16 protein-coding genes are annotated in these 18,638 nt (G+C 54.4%); 7 read left to right on the forward strand and 9 right to left on the reverse strand.

Annotated elements, in window-relative coordinates; translation table 11 throughout:
* Positions 1 to 266: 266 nt before the first annotated feature.
* From KO486_RS14870 to KO486_RS14890, 5 genes are all read right to left on the reverse strand, one after another.
* Positions 267 to 689: a hypothetical protein gene (locus KO486_RS14870; protein WP_216038060.1), complete on the reverse strand. Its 423-nt coding sequence runs from the start codon at positions 687 to 689 to the stop codon at positions 267 to 269.
* Positions 690 to 1,018: 329 nt separating this feature from the next.
* Positions 1,019 to 2,053, reverse strand: a complete 1,035-nt coding sequence (locus KO486_RS14875) for a glycosyltransferase family 4 protein (RefSeq protein ID WP_216038061.1) — start codon at positions 2,051 to 2,053, stop codon at positions 1,019 to 1,021.
* Positions 2,054 to 2,056: 3 nt separating this feature from the next.
* Positions 2,057 to 3,031, reverse strand: coding sequence for a glycosyltransferase family A protein (locus KO486_RS14880; protein ID WP_216038062.1), 975 nt, complete (start codon positions 3,029 to 3,031; stop codon positions 2,057 to 2,059).
* Between the two features lie 16 nt (positions 3,032 to 3,047).
* Positions 3,048 to 3,971, reverse strand: a complete 924-nt coding sequence (locus KO486_RS14885) for a glycosyltransferase family 2 protein (protein WP_216038063.1) — start codon at positions 3,969 to 3,971, stop codon at positions 3,048 to 3,050.
* Positions 3,968 to 5,206, reverse strand: coding sequence for an oligosaccharide flippase family protein (locus tag KO486_RS14890; protein WP_216038064.1), 1,239 nt, complete (start codon positions 5,204 to 5,206; stop codon positions 3,968 to 3,970). Before KO486_RS14890 ends, KO486_RS14885 begins: the two co-directional genes overlap by 4 nt.
* A 201-nt stretch (positions 5,207 to 5,407) precedes the next feature.
* On the opposite strand from KO486_RS14890, the gene KO486_RS14895 reads away from it, so the two are divergent.
* The gene (locus tag KO486_RS14895) at positions 5,408 to 6,631 is read left to right on the forward strand and encodes a polysaccharide biosynthesis/export family protein (RefSeq protein WP_216038065.1); all 1,224 of its coding nucleotides are present in this window, start codon (positions 5,408 to 5,410) and stop codon (positions 6,629 to 6,631) included.
* Here KO486_RS14895 and KO486_RS14900 read toward each other — a convergent pair.
* The 4 genes from KO486_RS14900 to KO486_RS14915 form a co-directional block, all read right to left on the reverse strand.
* A complete protein-coding gene (locus tag KO486_RS14900) occupies positions 6,615 to 9,116 on the reverse strand; it encodes an ATP-binding protein (RefSeq protein ID WP_216038066.1) in 2,502 nt (833 codons plus the stop codon). The genes KO486_RS14895 and KO486_RS14900 overlap by 17 nt on opposite strands.
* 38 nt (positions 9,117 to 9,154) lie before the next feature.
* Positions 9,155 to 9,670, reverse strand: a complete 516-nt coding sequence (locus tag KO486_RS14905) for a molybdopterin-dependent oxidoreductase (RefSeq protein WP_216038067.1) — start codon at positions 9,668 to 9,670, stop codon at positions 9,155 to 9,157.
* A gap of 101 nt (positions 9,671 to 9,771) precedes the next feature.
* Entirely contained in the window at positions 9,772 to 10,659 is an 888-nt protein-coding gene (locus tag KO486_RS14910; protein ID WP_216038068.1) for a UTP--glucose-1-phosphate uridylyltransferase, read from the reverse strand.
* A gap of 23 nt (positions 10,660 to 10,682) precedes the next feature.
* Positions 10,683 to 12,062 carry a WecB/TagA/CpsF family glycosyltransferase gene (locus tag KO486_RS14915; protein WP_216038069.1) on the reverse strand — a complete coding sequence of 460 codons (1,380 nt, stop codon included), beginning with the start codon at positions 12,060 to 12,062 and terminating at the stop codon, positions 10,683 to 10,685.
* Between the two features lie 253 nt (positions 12,063 to 12,315).
* On the opposite strand from KO486_RS14915, the gene KO486_RS14920 reads away from it, so the two are divergent.
* The 6 genes from KO486_RS14920 (at position 12,316) to KO486_RS14945 (ending at position 18,597) form a co-directional block, all read left to right on the forward strand.
* Positions 12,316 to 12,930, forward strand: coding sequence for a response regulator transcription factor (locus tag KO486_RS14920; RefSeq protein WP_216038070.1), 615 nt, complete (start codon positions 12,316 to 12,318; stop codon positions 12,928 to 12,930).
* 107 nt (positions 12,931 to 13,037) lie between these two features.
* Complete coding sequence (locus KO486_RS14925) at positions 13,038 to 14,480, forward strand: hypothetical protein (RefSeq protein ID WP_216038071.1); 1,443 nt, start codon at positions 13,038 to 13,040, stop codon at positions 14,478 to 14,480.
* Positions 14,477 to 15,730, forward strand: coding sequence for an O-antigen ligase domain-containing protein (locus tag KO486_RS14930; RefSeq protein ID WP_216038072.1), 1,254 nt, complete (start codon positions 14,477 to 14,479; stop codon positions 15,728 to 15,730). The genes KO486_RS14925 and KO486_RS14930 overlap by 4 nt, the downstream gene beginning before the upstream one ends.
* A 541-nt stretch (positions 15,731 to 16,271) precedes the next feature.
* A complete protein-coding gene (locus KO486_RS14935) occupies positions 16,272 to 16,961 on the forward strand; it encodes a LuxR family transcriptional regulator (protein ID WP_216038073.1) in 690 nt (229 codons plus the stop codon).
* 123 nt (positions 16,962 to 17,084) lie between these two features.
* The gene (locus tag KO486_RS14940; protein WP_216038074.1) at positions 17,085 to 17,459 is read left to right on the forward strand and encodes a nuclear transport factor 2 family protein; all 375 of its coding nucleotides are present in this window, start codon (positions 17,085 to 17,087) and stop codon (positions 17,457 to 17,459) included.
* Positions 17,460 to 17,499: 40 nt separating this feature from the next.
* Positions 17,500 to 18,597, forward strand: coding sequence for an alpha/beta fold hydrolase (locus KO486_RS14945; protein WP_216038075.1), 1,098 nt, complete (start codon positions 17,500 to 17,502; stop codon positions 18,595 to 18,597).
* The last annotated feature ends 41 nt before the right edge of the window (positions 18,598 to 18,638 follow it).

Consider the following 18,638-nt stretch of genomic DNA (forward strand, 5'->3'; position numbering starts at 1 on the left):
ATTCGTTACGACCTCTAGCATGGCAGCTTTGGTCCGCAGAGCGGTCATCTGTAACGCTTCCAGACGTGCTCAAGTAGATGCACATGCGGCGAATGGCGGCAATGAGCCCAAATCAACCAATGCTGCGTTTTGCTCGAATGACCGCATTTCCTTTTTTGGCATTTTCATGCAGAAAGCTAAGAAGTGTAAGCATTCTCTGTCCAAGAGCAGTAGCGCGCCAAGGTGAACTGGTGGAGAATGCCCGATTAGACTGTGTCAATTCCGGATCATTTAGCTAAAGTTGCCAACAGGATATCAATATTCTCTTCTTGCTGACCCAGAAGGGCAAGCGCCTCGGTTTCAGAATGCTGGACCAGAGGTACAACAGCATCAACATCAGCCCAAGACCGAACAAACATAGAACTCAAGTCTCGACTAGTGGCAGTCGGTGCGATGTATACGACAAGCGATTGCAAACCTGAGTGAGCAAGCCGTTCTGCTTTTCGGGCCTGCATTTCCATAAATTGTACATGATCTTTTTCGAAACCCGTGACTCTGGTCATATCAACCAGTTGTTTTTGCCCCGAAGCATAGTCGGGGTGCGAAACATAGGCTTCTGACGCCGTTAGCGTATCATTGACTGAAGCGTAGCCAGAGTATCGAACTACAACAAGGCCTCGTTCTGGGAAAATGTTAAACTCAACAGGCATAAATATTTCTAATTATTGATAAATCTTATGTGATCGAGGAGCGATATAGCGATGCCGCCAGGTAATTTGGTGTCAAAAAATTGACCATTATGGAACGACCCCGAACGCCTCCCATGCCAAATAAGGCAGTTCAACCAACGATCGATTATTGGACCTCTTCCCAAATAGCCGACATCGGTGAATTTCCAGCGAACTCACACTTTGTCCGCTCAGCTGCCATCGGCTACATTTATGACGAAGGTCTGCTTTTCACCACTCGTATCGGCTGTCACTCACGGTCATTCGCTGCATGTGCGCCTTATGTTTCTGTCTTGCATGTTAACAGACATTCAGGCTGGGTATTCGGCGACGGCGGCTAACTCAACGTCCTTTGAGTTCGAAGCAGCTGCAATAAGCTGCAACCACGCATCTTGGAACGTCTCCATTGCCCTATTTGCCCGATACGTTGCTGGCGGTTTGTCCGCGGTGCAGGACGTTCGAAGCAAATCTTCAATGGCTGAGGCAAGGGAACCTCGTGTAAAAGACCCAAAGTATTGGGTGCCGTGCTCTTCGTGATCCATAAGGCCATCTACCTTCGCACAGAGCAGCGGCCGCCCTGATGCCAGAGTTTCGATTGCCACCAGCCCGAATGCCTCCCAACGAGATGGCATCACAACAGCATCGATAACCCGGAATGCGTCGTTGGGGTCGGCACAAAAGCCGACGAATTCGATCCGTTCGTCCGCTCCGGCTAGTTTGCGCAACATCTCTTCCTGCGGGCCTGTTCCTATGACCTTTAGCCGCAAGGATGGGTTGGGCAGCGTTTTAAAGGCATCGATTAGAAGATCAAACCCTTTTTGACGGTCCAGCCGCCCGATCGCTCCGAGCGTTGTGATGTGGCCCTCTATACGTGGGATCGATTGCAACGGTTTAAGGTCGACGCAAGATTGGATTGTTGTCAGCTTTTGCTCCTCGATTATGTTGCGCGAGGTCATCCAGTCGGCCTGTGCGTGGCTTACGGCTACGACGCGATCAAACAGCGAAAATGCGACCTTCAAAAGGCTCGCGAAGCGACCCCTTCGAGTGACGTTCAGACTGACGAAAGCAGAGGTGTAGCTGTGTTCGACGTGAATGATCGGCGTATTAGGGCGTGACGCACGCAAAGCGATTAAAGCGGGCAAAGTGCGCCAGCTTATTGTGGTATGGGACACGATCACATCTACCGCTTTTGGCAATGTGCCGAACCGTCCACGCTGAGCTTTGTGGATCATATGATTACCCGTTCGGTTCAAGGCGTCGGACGTGCAGATGAAGTCAACGACACGGGTCACGCCACCGGCGGTGGTGTCATCGATCAGGTGCAGAATTTGTGGTTTAAGTGTCATCAATCAGGTCGCTTTCCGTTGCATCAAGACGCTGATGGCAGTCGGGCCGCCGTAACGCAGCACCATTGTCGCCCCAAGGGTACTTAGGGTTTTGGCGGGCTCCTCGACAAACGGGCGCATGGATTGCCCAAAGGAAGCTTTGGTCATTTCGACAGCGCGATTGGAATCTAGATCGCTGATCGCGCGGCGTGCAAGGTAACGCAGTTGGTATGCGCGGGCGGGCTGGACGTGGCGGGCGAAAAAGGCTGGATGAAGCGAGGATAATTTCGTGACCATCCGCTCCCATGCAGCAAGCTGCTGATCCGTGTTCGCGGAAAGCCCTTTGGAGTTAATACGATAGCGGGTCAGCAGCCCTTCAACACCTTCAAATTCCCAATCTGTTGTCAACGCGATGCGCAACCAACACTCAATGTCTTCGGACTGGCGAAATGTCTCATCGAAATACCAGTTCCGGACGCGTTCGCTTTTGGGGCGATACGCGATTTCGCGAAAGACCTCCCGGCGAATTACGGCGGTAGACCCATTGCCAATTGGGTTTCGCTTCAGGATGTGCGCAGCAGAAATATCTTGAAGCTGTGGGCTTTGAGCAAGGCCCATATCTGCCCCGTCATCGTTGATGAGCGAAGACCCTGAATAGCTGATCCCGACATCTGGTCGATTTCGAAAATGCTCGATGTGAGCGGCCAATTTGGTTGGCTCCCAGATGTCATCTGCATCACAAAATCCAATGACAAGACCATCGGCAGCGTCGATGCCTGTATTTCGCGCACCAGCTAGGCCACGATTGCGTTGGTAGATAATCCGAATACGGAGATCATCGGCATAGCGAGACAATACCTTGGACGTCGCATCTGTTGATCCGTCATCAACAACGATGATTTCGAAATCTGTGAATGTCTGCGCCAAGAGCGCGTCAAGCGTTTGCGAGACGGTCGCTGAGACGTTGAAAGCAGGTACGATAATTGAAGCAACGGGCATGAGAGCCTCCTGTTGGTTACTGGGCAAAAAGGGCACGGGACAATGCTGGAGGGAAAAATGTTGCACAGAGTGCAGCCCCCAAAGTCAGCACGCCGCGTTTAGGTGAATTGAAGAAGCCAGCGGGGCTTGTCAGAATGCCAAGCAATGCGAGATTGAGAGCGTGGACCCTGCTTTCCCCGAGGCGGAGCGCCCGCCGTGCAAGGTAGCGGTAATAAACGGCATTGGCCGCGTCATCTGGGGTATGGCCAAAGGACAGCGCGGTGCGGATTGCCGCGTGGCGACCCAATTGCATGGCGATCAGATCGCTGGACAACCCGTTAAGGCTTGTACGGTAATACGTTTGCAGAGCGTCGACCCCGACAACTCTCGCACCTCCCCCAACGAGCCGGATCATCCAATCCAAGTCTTCGTTGTGGACCATCTTTTCATCAAATCCGCCTGTGTCGCGGAACGCGCCTGCACGCACAGCCAAATTTGACATTGTGCAAACGGGATTTTCGGCGAGCAGCATTGGGATTGTAAGGTCGATGTCAGGGACGGTTGAGCGGGTGCGGCTGTCCGTTGGCGTATCTTGGAAGAAAGCGATTTGGCCGTAGATGGCGTCCACGGTCGTGTCACTGAACTCCGCTTTCAACTGGGCGAGTTTTTCAGGGGTCCAGATGTCGTCCGCGTCGCAGAACGCGAGCACATCGCCAACAGCCCAACTCAGTCCAATGGAGTTTCGCGCACAGCTTGGTCCATGACCGGTTGTGGAGCCAATCGTGATGCGAGAATCCATCGCCGCATAGCGTTCGATAACAGCGCGTGTTGCATCCGTAGACCCATCGTCAACACATATGGCTTCCCAACAGGTGTAAGTTTGTGCCCGGATCGCATCGAGAGTTTGAGGCAGAGACTCTTGCGCGTTGAAGCACGGGATAATTACGGAAAATAGGGTCATATTGTTACCGATCTGTTTGGTAATTTGAACGTGGGATGCAAAATGAGAATGGCCGCGAGGAGCATCACAGTCGTCGATGTGATGACGTAGCCAAGTGTCAGTGTCGGCAGGCCGAACGGACCAAGGACGAGAGCGTTTGCGATCACGACGGTGGCCAAGATTGCTGTCACCATAAGCTCGACATGGGCGCGATTGGTCGTGCGCAGCCAGCTTGCGGTGGTCGCCCAAAGGGTCGTCGGGATCGCAAGAAGGCACAGGAGTTGAACAAGGGTTTCGATGCCGTCCCAACCGTCCCCCAACAGGATTGGAACGTAGATCGGGGCAAGCACGGTTTGTAAAACGACCAGCGGTGCTATCATTCCCACGCCAATGAGGAGGCTTTGGCGCAGGGTTACGAGGCGGTCGGTTGACTGGGAAAAGAGTGGGAACAGGACTGTGGAAAGGGCGGTTGTGAATGCGTTGGAAAGGCTAAGGCCCGCGTTGAAGGCCATAAAGTAAAGCCCAAGCGTTTCCGCCCCGAGCGTCGCACCAACCACAAGCTTGTCGGCTTGTAGGCGCATAACTTTGACCACTTCGACGCCGAGCACGGCCCAACCGTAGTTAAGGAACGGGCGCAACGTTGCGCGTTGCTGGCTTTGGTTCGTCCACGGGTGCAGGCGACGCACAGCAATCAGCCAAATCGGCGCCGACAAAATGCGCGGCAAGACAAGCGCAATAGCTGTCGGCCAAATCAACACCAGAACAATCGAGATCAGGTTCGCACCAACAACCTGCGCGCCCGCAATAGCGGCGGTCTGCTTGAGCTGACCAGCGCGCATCGCCAGTGCGACCTGCACCAAACCCGCTGGCATAAACAGGTATTCAATTCCCATAAGAAGAACGAGGCCCGCAAGAAGCGATCCAGTCCCGTAGACATAAAGCGCTGCAGCGATGCCAGCTTGTGCGAGGAACAGGCCAACACACCAAACCCAAAAAATGCGATGTGCCGTTGCGCAGGTTTCATCCAGATCTTCATCACGCGCCGCGATGATGCGCTGCCCCACGCCGTTTTCCGTCAGCGATTTCAGGATGTCACCCGCAGCCAGTGCGGCCGCCGCAACCCCGATCTGTGTTAGATCAAGCGTGCGCGCAACGGCTACGACAACCAAAAGGCGCGACGCCTTAGACGCCACTTCGGACGCACCATAGGCGATCAAGTTCGTCGCAAAGGATTTGGAGTGGTTGGGCCGTATCATGGAACATCTTTCAATTTCGATGCCCCAACACTGGCGCACGAAACACCCCGTTGTCAGCCGCGCGGACGGCCAGTTTCAGCCCCCAAAAGCATCGTGATCTATCCGTCGGGATAGGCGAATTAGCCGTTGGCGCACTCGCCCCATGGGGGTGCGCACAGCTATTGTATCTTGAAGTAAATCGTAAGTTTCTCGGAGGCCGACATGGCTAAATCGTTCACAACACTTAGCGTCATTGGCGCATTACTAATGTCATCGGCCTGTGCCAGTTTTGATCCACCAGATAATATTGAACCCGTCGCCCAAGGGGGCGGATATCAAGCGCAATATCGCGAACCTCATGTGACGCGTAATAACGCTGATTTCCTGCGCTCCGCCGAATTGAACGCGCAGAAATGTCTGCCCTATGGCGCGGGTGAAGGCGGTGAAGGGGCAGGAAAAGGTAGCACACTCGCAGCGATTTCCCTTCGCGGTGAGCGTCTATCACGCAACGATTTGCTCGACGTGCGCGTTGCTGATGACGATACGTTCAATGGCGACTACGTCATCTCACGCGATGGGATGTTGAAGTTGCCGTTTTTGCAACCGATTCCGGCGCAGGGTCGGTCAACCGATCAGGTCGAAGCGGATATTGCAAATGCATTACTTGCTGAAGATTTCTACGGCACCGCACCGCGTATTTCTGTCCGCGCGTCTGACTTCGCATCTGTTACGGTCGGTGTGTCAGGCGCTGTGTTTGAGGCACACGCTGTCGAAATTGGCGGTGTTCGCGGCGATAGCGTAGATGGCCGTCGCCAAGACGCGATGGGAGCTTCGACCGAGGGGCGCAACCTGTCTGCAGCCTTGCGCGCGGCGGGAGGCGTGCGACCCGATGCTGATATTTCATCTGTTGAAGTGCGCCGTGGCTCAGACGTCTACCGCCTTGATATGCGAGGCGTATTTGAAGGCGAGAACAACGTCGATATCATGTTGCTGACCGGAGACGAGGTTTTCGTACCAAGCCGCCAGTGTTTCCAAGAAGACCTGATGCGCCCAAGCCCCATCAGCCCTCCCGGTGTCAGCTTGTTCCTCTCGAACCTCACCCAACCGGCACAAAACAACGCTGCGTCCGCCATAGGTCAAACCGTCCGCGAGGTGCCTTACGGGACGCGCTACATGCAGGCTGTAATTGACGCGAACTGTGTCGGCGGACCACGCAGCACCAGTGCTGACCGCTCATCCGTCCTGTTTTCACGCAACCCAACCAATGGCCTCTCGGTCGTGATTGAACGTGACATCGAGGATCTACTGCGCCGCGCGGATCGTGACGATTACGATCCTTATCTTCTGCCTGGTGACGCTTTAGCGTGTTACGACAGCACCATTACGAACATCGCCGAGATTGGCCGTGTGTTCGGGATCGTAGGAGCGGTTACGCTGGGTTTATGAGTACAGCCTGTGTCAGGGCATCGCGAGTGTCCTGACACACGCCCAAAACGAAGGGCCGCATTGCATCAACGCTGTCTTTGTCGCCCGCCTTCGCGCTGTCTTCCAAAGACAAGAAGGCCTTTTTGACTGCCGTGGCACCAAAGAGAGACGCGGAGCCTGCAGTCTTATGGGCAAATGCTGCAATCTCATCCAAGTCTGCACCAGGGGAAAGCCACTGCGAAACCGCCGTTAATTCAGTGTCGAACTTTGCCAGCAAAGGGGTGAAATTATCGGCACCAACCGTCTCACGGGTTTCGGTAAGATGCGGGATGTCCAAGAGTTGTGTTTGGTCGGCATTCTGAACGACGGCCTCGCCTGACATAACAGCCCGCAGTGCGGACTTTGTAAGTGGCTTTGTTAAAACCGCATCCATTCCATTTGCCAAGAAGTCGGCTTGTTCATTGGCAAGCGCATTCGCGGTGAGGGCGACAATACGCGTTTTCGCTGACGCTCCATTGCCAGATCGAATTTTCGCTGTCGCTGCACGCCCATCCATGACGGGCATCGAAATATCCATCAAGATCAGGTCAAATTTTTCACCGTGAGCTCTATCGACCCCCTGTTGGCCGTCAAAAGCCTCGGTGACATCGTGTCCATCAGCGATCAGCATGTTGCGCACTACGAAACGATTGATCTCGTTGTCTTCAACAATCAGCACTCGCTTTGGCGCACCAACGAGTGAGATAGCGTCTACTGTGGTTTCTTGTGCAGCGGGTTCAGCGACTGTCGCTGGAACTTCAACGAGGAAAGTGCTCCCGTCCTCTTGCGTGCTTTCAACAGTGATATTCCCGTCCAAGGCTTCTACAAATCGGCGAACAATCCCCAACCCTAGTCCTGTTCCACTGACATCGCGGTCATAAGATGTGTCGCCGGTGGTGAAATCGTCAAAGATACGTTCCAATAGGTCCGGCGCAATTCCGATGCCCGTGTCTTCAACGACAAAGTGCAATTGGTTATCCTGCCATGAGGCCGTGATTGAGACGCGCCCGTTCTTAGTGAACTTCACCGCATTGCCGATCAGGTTCATCAAGATGTGTTGAAGCCGTTCAGAATCCCCGTTGATCCAATGCTGGGCGGGGCCGTCCCAGCCCCAGTCTAACGTCGTATCTTGCGCTGCTGCCATGCCGCTTTGATTGTCGACGATATCTTGCAGCAAGGCTGAGATATTCAACGGTTCAAAGCGCACGCTGACTTTGCCGCTGTCATACCGCGCAATGTCTAACACATCGGAGACATGGCTCATCAAAAGCCGACCGGAAGTCTCCATATTGCGCAGGAACGTGTCCTGTTTGGCGCTCAGCGGCGTGTCCCGCAGGAGGCTCATGTTGCCTAGAAGGCCGTTAAGTGGCGTTCTGATTTCGTGGCTCATCGTTGCCAGAAAATCCGAGCGGCTTTTCTCTCCGGCGATGGCTTTGTCACGTGCCTCAATCAGCTCCAGCTCATCTGCGACGCGCTGCGAAACGTCCCGCAGGAACGCGATGAAGATTTCGCCTTCGTCGGTTGTTGCGGATTGGATGGCAAGCTCCACAGGGAACGTAGATCCGTCCGCATGCTTTGCCTCAAGCTGCACGCGGCCTTTGCCAACCACGCGTTTTTCACCCCCTTGACGCATCCGTTCCATTCCAGCGTTATGGGCGTCGACCATGTGATCGGGAATGATGACCTTTCCGATTTCCCTTCCCATCACGTTTTGCCCGATGTGCCCAAATATTTGTTCTGCAGCGGAATTAAAGCCGGTAATTCTACCCTTAGCGTCGCTTACGATAACGCCGTCTAAAGACGTGTTCATGATCGTGTTAATGCGAGTTGCTGCTTGAACTTGTTCACGTTCCCGCTGACTGATCTGCCCGTTAAGCCGAACGAGATAGGCAACCCCCAATCCAAGCGCGGTGATAAGGGCGACAAGTGCCAAAGCAAGCTGGGTCATCGTACGGGTCACTGTTTGACGTTGCGCGTCTGCTTGTTGTGCAAATAGGTTTAGCCCTGCGTTTGATAGACCACGAACATCTGGCCGAGCATCCTGGGCTATCCCTGAAAGCAGGGGTAGGTTTCGTGTTAGTTCGATATCGTCAACGTCGACAAGTTGTACCGCGTCACTCAGGAAGGTTTCGATTTGCGACAAGCTGGCTTCGAAAGCTTCGTCCGCACGCAGGACCTCAAAGACTTTTGCCTGACGGATCGTTGTGATGCGGCTGTAAAAAACGTCAAATCGTTGTCGAACTGCCGCTGGGTTCACACCAACACGCAACCGGCTGTTGAATTCCTGAAATTCAACTTCAGTCTGTGACAAAGCCCATTGCACGTTATCGGATTGCGCAGTGCTTTGCGCCTCAATCTCTTGGGTCACGTTCCATGTCAGGATAGCGATAGATGCTAATGCCAGAAGGCCGGCCAGCACTACAAGAGTGCGGCCAGCCCTTTGACGCCGGTAAGTTTTATTTGGCACGATTAGGTTCCCATGTCGTTTCCGGCTTTCTTTAAGGGTTACTCAACAACTTCAATCCTGTCGAGTTGCCAGATACTACGCGAGTAAATGACCTCGGTGCGGTAACTTGATGATGCATCGTAGGGATAGATGATCCAAAGGGGACCCTTGTCACGGACCGTCATTCTTTCGCCGTTCATCACAAAAGCAATGATTGGTCCGTTTTCCACTGCGTCACTGACTGGTATTTCGACGGTGTAATCGTTGATGGCCGTGGCAAATAAAGTACCGTCTTCAATGCCCAATGAGTCGATGAATGACTTGAGCGAGACGCCCTCGAACGTCTGCACCCCATCGGTCCAGATTGTTGAGGTATCGATACGATCAAGCCCAAGCGCGCTGAGAGATTCATAATCAAATTCTCGGTTAAGTGCTTCATCAGAAGACTGTACGGTCCCAGTCACCGTGAGGATAACGTCCCCATTGGGGGGGGGGACGTCATCTGCACGGGCCGCACCCGCCATGACCAAAGCCACTACTGCTGCGGATGCGAAAGCGAAAACTCGAGTAAACATGTCAAATCCTTTGGATGGTTAAAGGATGTTTGACACAGCTTGCGTCGTTTCGCTTGTGGGTATCGGGATAGGCACCTATCCGAACGGATAGGTTTCGCCTCCTATGCCGTCATTTGTTCAGGAAGTTTGCGTGTTTCCATAAAGGCTGCGAAGTCTTTTCCCAGATCTACACGGTCCAGTGCGAAAGCCGCTGTCGCTTGGACGAAGCCCTGAATTGAACCGCAATCAAAGCGCTCGCCGGCAAACTCGTAGCCTGTCACGCTTGCGTTCGACAGATCGGCGTTGATCGCGTCAGTTAATTGAAGTTCACCACCGACGCCGGGGCCAAGGTCGGCGAGACGCGCGAAAATGGATGGCTGCAAGATATACCGCCCGACCACGGCTTGCGTCGAAGGCGCGATGTCAGGGCGAGGTTTTTCAACCATGCCGCGGGCATGAAAGACGCGGCCTTGCCTACGTTTTACGTTAAGAACACCATAAGATGACGTCGCTGCGCGCGGAACGTCCATGGTTGCAACCATATGCCCGCCGACGTTTCGGTGTGCCTCAACCATTTGCGACAGCGCCCCTATTGGCCCTTTGATGACGTCATCTGGCAAAAGCACGGCAAAGGGATCATCCCCGATCAGGTATTTGGCCTGTCTGACGGCATGACCAAGCCCCAACGCGCGGCCTTGGCGCAAGATCGTTAGGGCACCCTCACGCATGTGGGAAGGTTCAAGCGCGGCAAGCGCGTCGGTCTTACCTTTGGCCTTCAGTGTCATTTCCAGGGCGGCGGCGGTGTCAAAATAGTCCTCAAGCGCGCCTTTGCCTGCTGCGGACACGAAGATGAACTCTTCAATTCCTGCCGCGCGGGCCTCGTCCACTGCATATTGGATCAGGGGGCGGTCAATAAGCGGCAACATTTCCTTTGGAACGGATTTGGTAGCTGGCAGGAAACGTGTGCCCATTCCAGCGACAGGGAAGACGGCTTTGCGAATACGTGACATGAACTTAAACCTTTCAATTTGTACTAGTGTGCGCCGCGGCCGGAAATCACGGCGCGGAATGTCATTGCTATTAGAATGAGATCGAGGAGGACTGTTCGGGACGTCGCATACGCCAGATCCATGTCGACCATTTTGTCGAAACCCACGTTGGCGCGACCCGATACCTGCCACACGCCTGTGATCCCAGGTTTGACTGCCAAACGGCCGTAAGCGCGTTTTGGGTAAGCTGCCACTTCGACAGGGAGCGCGGGGCGTGGACCAACAACCGACATCTCGCCGCGCAATACGTTCAGAAACTGCGGAAGTTCATCAATCGAGAAGCGCCGAATGAAGCGGCCAACCCGTGTGATGCGCGGATCGGATTTAGATTTGAAGCAGATACCAGCGCGATCAGACGTCGCAAGCAGGTCTGCACGTCGGTTTTCCGCATCAACACACATCGAGCGGAACTTCAGCATCGGAAACTCCCGGCCATCCTTGCCGACACGGTATTGTTTGAAGAACACAGGCCCACGGCTTTCGGCCTTGATCGCAATGGCGGTCGCGGCAAGCAGAGGCGCGAGGAGGATCGCCGCTGTGCCAGCAACCGCCACATCCAACCCGCGCCGAATGATCGAGGTCATCGTCATTTGGCGGGCAGCATTGCGCCCTGCGCGGGTAAGAAAAGTAGCGTTCCCAATAAGGTAACGTTTCGCTAAGCGCCGTGGCTCAAGTCCTAAACGCCACAACCACTCACCACCTATCCGACGCAGCGCACGTGGTGCTCGGCTGACATTACCGGCAAGAAAATCAAAACATGCGCCGACCCCCATTGTCAGATCTGCATGGATGCGATGCGCATTGCGATGCAGCCAAAGATCTTGCATTGGCACACCCAAAGCGACCAGAACGATATCGGCCTCACAGGCATTCATATAGGCGACAACAGCGTCTTCATCTTTCGCTTGGTCGTAACCATCTAGCGTGCCGACGATCCGCAGACCCGGGTTTTTAATCGTCAGGGCGCGGGCCGCAGCATCAGCCGTTCCTGGTTTGCCGCCAAATAAGAACACCGATTTCCCGTGTCTTGCAGCTTGTTCCATGAGAGCAGGAACCAAGTCGGTTCCGTTGAGGTTTGCAGTCAGTTTCTGGCCGGACATTTTCGCGGCCATGGAAACGCCTGATCCATCTGGCAGCAGCAAATCCGCAGATTGAATGGCCGCGGCATACGTGTGATCGGACGCCATTACGTTAAAGCAATGCGCGTTCATATACGCGACGCGGCGTCGCCCTGCGGACAACAAGGCGGCAACAGTTTCTGTTATTGCTGCATCCACTAATGAGACACGAAGACTCGGGATGTAGGTTTGCGGCAGGGCCTGAACTGGTGTCAGTGTGCCGGTGAATGTGATGTGTTTGGTCATTTGAGCAGCTTTCGTTGAACAATTCATTGCCTAATGCATCAACGATTTCAGTCCCTTGTCGCAACGGAACGGTCGGACAGGTGCGTGCCTCTTTCGGACTCAGTTTGAACCTGACGGAGGTGTTTCCACCCATTTGAGGCTGCGGAACCTATCCGTTTGGGTTAACCGACTAGCTCTTTTCCCCCCGCAGTTTGCCTTTGTTTGGCCGTAAAACCGCGTATGAAGGGAGTGACCATTCCCAAGGAACCAGACCATGAGAATACTGATTGCTGACGACCACGACCTGTTGCGCGACACGCTTGTCATGTTCCTTGAGGGGCAGGGCGCGATGGAAACCGCGAGTGTCGGTACCTTGCAGGACGCGATGGATCGTATCAAAGCAGATGACGCCTATGATCTGGTGCTGCTCGATTACAATATGCCAGGCATGAACGGTCTGGATGGGTTGCGCACCGTTTTGGAGATGGAGCAAACCGACCGCGTCGCTCTGATTTCCGGTGAAGCGACCAAGCAGATTGCGGAAGATGCGCTTGAGGCAGGAGCAGCAGGTTTCGTACCCAAGTCGCTTCCGGCAAAATCATTGGTGAATGCGGTGAAGTTCATGGCAATGGGTGAGCAATATGCGCCACTTGATTTCATGACCGCCGTTGAAGAGGTGCCACAGAACGCACTCGCCGATAAATTGACATCACGGGAACTGCAGGTCCTCGAAGGCCTGACACAGGGCAAATCCAACAAAGAAATCGCGCGGGATTTGGACATAACCGAACCAACCGTGAAACTCCACGTAAAGACGCTCTATCGCAAAGTTGGGGCTGCGAACCGGACACAAGCCGCGCTTATCGCGCGCGAAGCGGGCCTGTTCTGAACTATCCATTCGGATAGAGGTTGGGGCAAACGCTCCGCGAACCCAACCTTACGCCCAAATGCGTGAGCTGTGGTCTTAAGGTAATTCATCGGCCAAGGAGACCGCCGATGAATACGACATTCAAAAACAGTATTGCCGAACTTTCCCGCCTCTCAAGGCGCGGAATGGGGCGTCGCATCATGATGGGTGGGCGCTTGGGGGATCTCAAACGTATGCCACGTTATGCGGCGACCGCTATACTGGGTGCCACGCTTATCTGGGCGCCTTTACTCGGCTACCTCAAAACCGCCCCCCTCACTTACAGATCAACGACCTCGCTGATTTTACCGGGGTCTGGGGCATCTGCGTCCATGAACCTTAACGGGATTGGTCAAGCGTCCTCTTTCGCCAACTCTGCCTTTGCCAGTAACGCGGTTAGCCCGACGGAGACATATAAACGTTTGTTGGGCGCTGATCGCATTGTGGATGCTGCGGCGCAGTCATTAGGGCTTACTCGTGAAGAAATTGGCGCGCCGCGCATTCAGTTGGTCGATCAAACAAGTCTGATCCATGTTGAGATGATGGGCAGTTCACCCATGGATTCACAAGCGCGCGGTGACGCGTTGCTACAAGCATTTTTCGTTGAGCTGGATGCCTTGCGAGATGACGAGGCAAGCACGCGCCAAGATAGCGGTCTTCAGGCGATCGACGAGTTCCGCACATCCGTCGCGCAAACACGCAGCCAGATCACACTGTTGCAAGAGCAAAGCGGTTTGATGTCGGTGGATCAATATGACCGTCTGGTCGACCGCCACCTTGAACTTGAGGCCGTAATCTTAGATCGCATTGCAGGTCTAAGTGAACGGAGCGCAAGTGTAGCGGCCCTTGAGACACAGCTTGGCTTGGACGCAGAAGCGGCGGCAGCCACGTTGAAGCTGTTTGCGGACGGAGGGTATCTGGCACTTCTCGAAGAAGCGGCCAGCCACGAGGTCGCGCTCGCTGACGCCAATGCGCGTTTCGGGTCGCGTCACCCTCGCGTAGAGGAGGCGCGTAGTGCTCGCGACGAAGCGGCATCGATCGCATTAGAACTGGCAATTGCTGTGACGGGCCTGGACGTGCAAACCTTATCCGCACTTGATTTGGCCCCACAAGGCGCACGCGCCGAATTGCTCTCCGATCTTGTTCAAAAACAGGTTGAGCTGAGCGCGGCAGAGCAGGAATTGGCCACGCTACGGATGCAGTTTACTGAAGGTCAGGCAGAGATTGGTCGCCTTTCGCGAGCTGCGTCAGATTTGCAGGACCTTGAACGGGACTTCTCAGTTGCAGAGGCGGTTTTTGCCTCCGCAATTGCACGCGCTGAAACGGGAAAGTCGGACGTCTACGCATCCTATCCACTTGTTCAGGTCCTTGAAAATCCATCCTTGCCCAATCGCCCCTCGTCGCCCAACCGAAAACTGGCGTTTCTTGCGGGTGTCGCAGCAACATTGATGTTGTTGTTCGGGCTATCGCTTGGCTGGATCAGACTGGCACTCATTTCGCGGCTGACGAGCAAACCAGAGACAGATGCATGACGGATCTCAACCCCGTCGAGCGGTTTATCTATCGCATGCTTGTGTGGACATGGCCGCTATATGGTCTTGGCGCGCTTTATGTGGTTGGGCCGGTTATCGCTTGGCTGCTTGGAGGGCTGGCGGTTCTGGTTCTGTATCTTGGACCGGCAGTGCGTCCTGACATGCGCGCGACGGGTGCAATTCCGCCCGTTGTCTGGGCATGGTTTGCGGGGATGTTTGTGCTGTTGGTGGCGCTTTGGATCGGCCATCTGGACTGGTCGCTTGGCCTAAAGCAGACAATCAAATCATCAATTGGCTGGGCAAAGGGTTGGGCGCTTTTGGCACTCTTTCCGTTAATCGGTGCAGTTCTGCCGATCCGAAGATCTGTGTTGGTGCGTGGACAATGCGTCATTGGGTTATGGACGCTGATCCTCGCGCCGATCATGTTCGTTGCGCCCTACATTGGTTTACCCGAACGGATATTCACATCCCCCCTTCAGGCGATTGGTGGTCCAGGACCTGAATACTTCTCGGTGTACTTTTTCACGTGGGACCCAGGGAGCTGGGCCCCGCGATGGCAGTTCTATGCGCCGTGGTCGCCATTTGCCGCCTTGCTTGGCGTTGTGATGGTGCTGTTTGCTCTTGAAGAGAAATGTATCAAATGGCGCAGCATCGGGATCGCCGCTGGAACATTGATGATTTTGGCATCCAAGTCCCGCATGGGCCTTGTCGGGATCGTCGCCTGTACTATCGGGCCACGCATGATGCCACTTTTGTTGCGCAGCTGGGCGTGGCACATCGTGGCCGGATTGACAGCATCTTTGGCAATGTTCGGCGCAACTTTTGCGTCGACTGCATCTGACGCAATTGCTGCATTCAAAGGCGCGCGTGCAGACAGCACGCGTGTTCGCGAGGCTCTGCAACGCATCGCATCTGAAAGGTGGCAAAACGAGGCTTTTTGGTTCGGCCATGGCACACTTCAACCGGGGAGCCACGCCGTCGAGTACATGCTCATCGGCAGCCACCACACTTGGTTCGGTTTGCTATTCGTTAAGGGTCTTGTGGGATTGTTGGCCTTGTTGGTTCCCTTCGTGTGGCAAACCTTGCTGGCCCTAATTGATGCGGCGCGAGGCCCAAGGGGATACTTACCGCTTGGGATTATGATGACGCTGACGCTGCTGTCTTTTGGCGAGAATATTGAGATCGAAGCCTACCTTTTGTGGCCAGGCCTTATAGTGCTGGGCATTCACGCAAGGGAATGCGCGTCTTAGTTCTGGCGCCAACAGCTCGCATAGGCCTTGGCGCCGATATCGATCGCGCAGTCTCTCACACGCGTTCTCTTGAGGGGGGTTCCAAAATACTTGCAACGAAACCGCCGGCGAACAGCTTGAGAGTTCACTGCTCTTTGGAGTGAATAATTAGAGTCCGAGACGCCTGAGCCCAGTTCAGGTTTCTGCAAGCTCCAGAATAAGCGAGCTGACGCCTCGTGTCCCCGGCACGATAGGTTTTTATATCGAGAACTTTTCGTCTCGAAAATTCCAAGAATGCATTAATCCGGAGCGGACATTCGACGAGAAGTGTCTCACGGCGGCTTTGTCCGCAGCGCTGACCTCCGGGATGAATACTTCGAAGGTCTGGCTTGGTGTGCGAGGCTTGGTACTTTGGGCGGCAACGAATGGCGGCTGTGAGCCACAACATCGTTCATTCTTCTTTGCAGTGCGTGACGACTTTGGTAGCCTTGTCCACACAATGTTTCGGACAAATGTAGATGCGGAACAGAAACCTTTGAACTTCAGAAAGTTGTAGGTGGGCGTGGCAGATATCGACTTGAAATCGTGTAACGTTCAGGACGCAGTTCAGCGGATAGCGGATTTCTATCAGGTTGATTACGTGACCCTCCACCTCTTTCGTTCAGGCGAGGATGCGCAGAACAAGCCTTATGTTCGCACCAACTACCCCGATGCTTGGGTGAGCCACTATTTACTGAATGACTACGTGCGGATTGATCCTGTCTTACAAATGGCGGAGCGGACCGCTGGGCCTTTCTGCTGGTCCACTATTTCTCCCCAAGGCGTTCAACTGGATATGATGGAGCAAACCGCCAAATATGGCCTGGGCCAGACGGGTTTTAGCGTCCGTCATGTCGATGCGATTGGCCGCCGCAGTGTGCTGTCTTTCAACGCACATGATGCGAAAGGCGGGGACACTTGGGAGCCATATCTGGCAGAGATGCGAGAGGGGCTCATTCATTTGGCACACGAAATTCATCTCATGGCCTTAGCCGAGATATATGTGGACGGTGAGACGCTTCCCCAGCTTTCGCCGCGCGAGATCGAATGCCTAAAATGGACGGCTCAGGGCAAAGCGCATACTGACATCGCGATTATCCTCGATCTTTCGGATCACACCGTACGCGGTTATCTGAAAGATGCGCGGATGAAATTGGACTGCGTCACGCTTGCGCAAGCCGTTTCCAAAGCCTCGACGCTTGGGTTGATTTAACAAACCTTCCCCTTTTTCGCTTTTAGCAGCCCCCCTCAATTGCGGGGATTTCTCGAAAAGTGCCTGCAGCCTAGCTTTGACCCATTCCGCAAAGGCGGAACGTTATTAAGCAAGGAAGTAACAATGGCTCAATTGGACGCTCTAAACACCGCAATCGAAACATATTTCGAGGCAATCCATGACTGCAACGTCGAGAAGTTGGATGAAGTCTTTCATCCGCAATCCAGTCTCTTTGATGCAGATAACGGCGAGGTCTTCGTAGAACCGATTGACAGTTTTCGCGCGGATGTCACAGGGCGAAAATCGCCGCAAAGCGCTGGCCAAGTTTTGGACGCAGAAGTCTTGCTGATCGACTTTCTGTCTCCGCTGAGCGCGACCGTAAAAATCCGCATCCGCGCACATCAGAATGTTTTCGTTGATCACTTGGGCTTCGTGAAGGGAAGCGCAGGTTGGAAAATAGTCTCAAAAATCTGGCATCTTGAACAGGTCCTATCGTGACCCATCGGGTTGTGGAAACCAACGTGTGAAAGGGATGAGAATGTCCACATTCATTAAGTTTGCAAAAGTGTCATCGGTCATCTGTGTGGCGGCCGTGGTAGGTTGGGGGAGCTACGAGATTTTGCGCCCTGCTTACGACGGGTCCGTGGGTATCGCAAAAGGCGAAGCCTATGCTCCGGTTCGGGATACGAATGTGTCCTTTGATATCTGGTACCCAGCTCATCCTGGTGGGAAGGCTGTCACTGTTGGCGGAAACGGGGTTTTCTTTGGCACCCAAGCGGGGCGCGAGGCACCTTGGCAAGAAGGCACGTTCCCGCTGGTGCTCATCTCACATGGGGCAGGGGGCAATGCTGGCCAGTTCGGTTGGATCGCGTCAGAGCTGGCGAACAATGGGTATGTCGTTGTGCTCCCAAATCATCCAGGTACGACCAGCGGCAATGCCAGTGCGCAAGCGGCTGTTCGGGTCTGGGAACGCCCGCAGGATATCACAGCTATTCTGGATCACATGACCAGTCATGAGGATGAGTTCTCTTATGTTGATTTTGACAACATCGGCGTTGTCGGCTTTTCGGCCGGAGGTTACACCGCTTTGGCTTTGTCAGGTGCGCGGGTTGATCCTGACCGGCTACAGCGGTTCTGTGACGAGAGCGATCACGGGATGTCGGACTGCGCGTTCTTAAGTTACTTTGGGGTCGATCTTCATCAGTTGGATCTGTCGCCCGCAGCGCAGGATCTCAGGGACGCGCGCATTACAACGGGAGTCATAGTAGACCCTGGGATCATCAGCACTGTCACAGATGAAAGCCTGTCGACCATCGATATCCCTCTCTTTGTCATCAACCTCGGCACCAACGAAAGCGTTCCTGAAGGTGTTCATGCATTGGACGCAGCGCACCGTATTCCCGGCGCGGAGCATGTGTTTATACCCGATGCTACGCACTTTAGTTTTCTTGCAGAGTGCAAAGAACGCGGACCTGAAATCCTTGAGAAAGAGGGCGAGCTGGATCCGCTATGCATGGATGCCGATGGCCGAAGCCGAAGCGAGCTTCACACTGAATTGGCCCGACGGATTAATTCCTACCTCGACGTACACACTGGAGAACCCGCCTTGCATGCTGCCCCCGCAGTTTCTGAATGACTTTCCGTATTCAATTTATCTGGCTGGGTGACGGTCTCGGC

It is taken from the genome of Octadecabacter sp. B2R22 (assembly GCF_018861045.1).
Taxonomy (GTDB): domain Bacteria; phylum Pseudomonadota; class Alphaproteobacteria; order Rhodobacterales; family Rhodobacteraceae; genus Octadecabacter.

Excerpts from the sequence above, each read along its gene's own strand:
- KO486_RS14870 (WP_216038060.1), bottom strand. The coding sequence starts at position 689 with ATGCCTGTTGAGTTTAACATTTTCCCAGAACGAGGCCTTGTTGTAGTT.
- KO486_RS14875 (WP_216038061.1), bottom strand. The coding sequence starts at position 2,053 with ATGACACTTAAACCACAAATTCTGCACCTGATCGATGACACCACCGCC.
- KO486_RS14880 (WP_216038062.1), bottom strand. The coding sequence starts at position 3,031 with ATGCCCGTTGCTTCAATTATCGTACCTGCTTTCAACGTCTCAGCGACC.
- KO486_RS14885 (WP_216038063.1), bottom strand. The coding sequence starts at position 3,971 with ATGACCCTATTTTCCGTAATTATCCCGTGCTTCAACGCGCAAGAGTCT.
- KO486_RS14890 (WP_216038064.1), bottom strand. The coding sequence starts at position 5,206 with ATGATACGGCCCAACCACTCCAAATCCTTTGCGACGAACTTGATCGCC.
- KO486_RS14895 (WP_216038065.1), top strand. The coding sequence starts at position 5,408 with ATGGCTAAATCGTTCACAACACTTAGCGTCATTGGCGCATTACTAATG.
- KO486_RS14905 (WP_216038067.1), bottom strand. The coding sequence starts at position 9,670 with ATGTTTACTCGAGTTTTCGCTTTCGCATCCGCAGCAGTAGTGGCTTTG.
- KO486_RS14910 (WP_216038068.1), bottom strand. The coding sequence starts at position 10,659 with ATGTCACGTATTCGCAAAGCCGTCTTCCCTGTCGCTGGAATGGGCACA.
- KO486_RS14915 (WP_216038069.1), bottom strand. The coding sequence starts at position 12,062 with ATGACCAAACACATCACATTCACCGGCACACTGACACCAGTTCAGGCC.
- KO486_RS14920 (WP_216038070.1), top strand. The coding sequence starts at position 12,316 with ATGAGAATACTGATTGCTGACGACCACGACCTGTTGCGCGACACGCTT.
- KO486_RS14925 (WP_216038071.1), top strand. The coding sequence starts at position 13,038 with ATGAATACGACATTCAAAAACAGTATTGCCGAACTTTCCCGCCTCTCA.
- KO486_RS14930 (WP_216038072.1), top strand. The coding sequence starts at position 14,477 with ATGACGGATCTCAACCCCGTCGAGCGGTTTATCTATCGCATGCTTGTG.
- KO486_RS14940 (WP_216038074.1), top strand. The coding sequence starts at position 17,085 with ATGGCTCAATTGGACGCTCTAAACACCGCAATCGAAACATATTTCGAG.
- KO486_RS14945 (WP_216038075.1), top strand. The coding sequence starts at position 17,500 with ATGTCCACATTCATTAAGTTTGCAAAAGTGTCATCGGTCATCTGTGTG.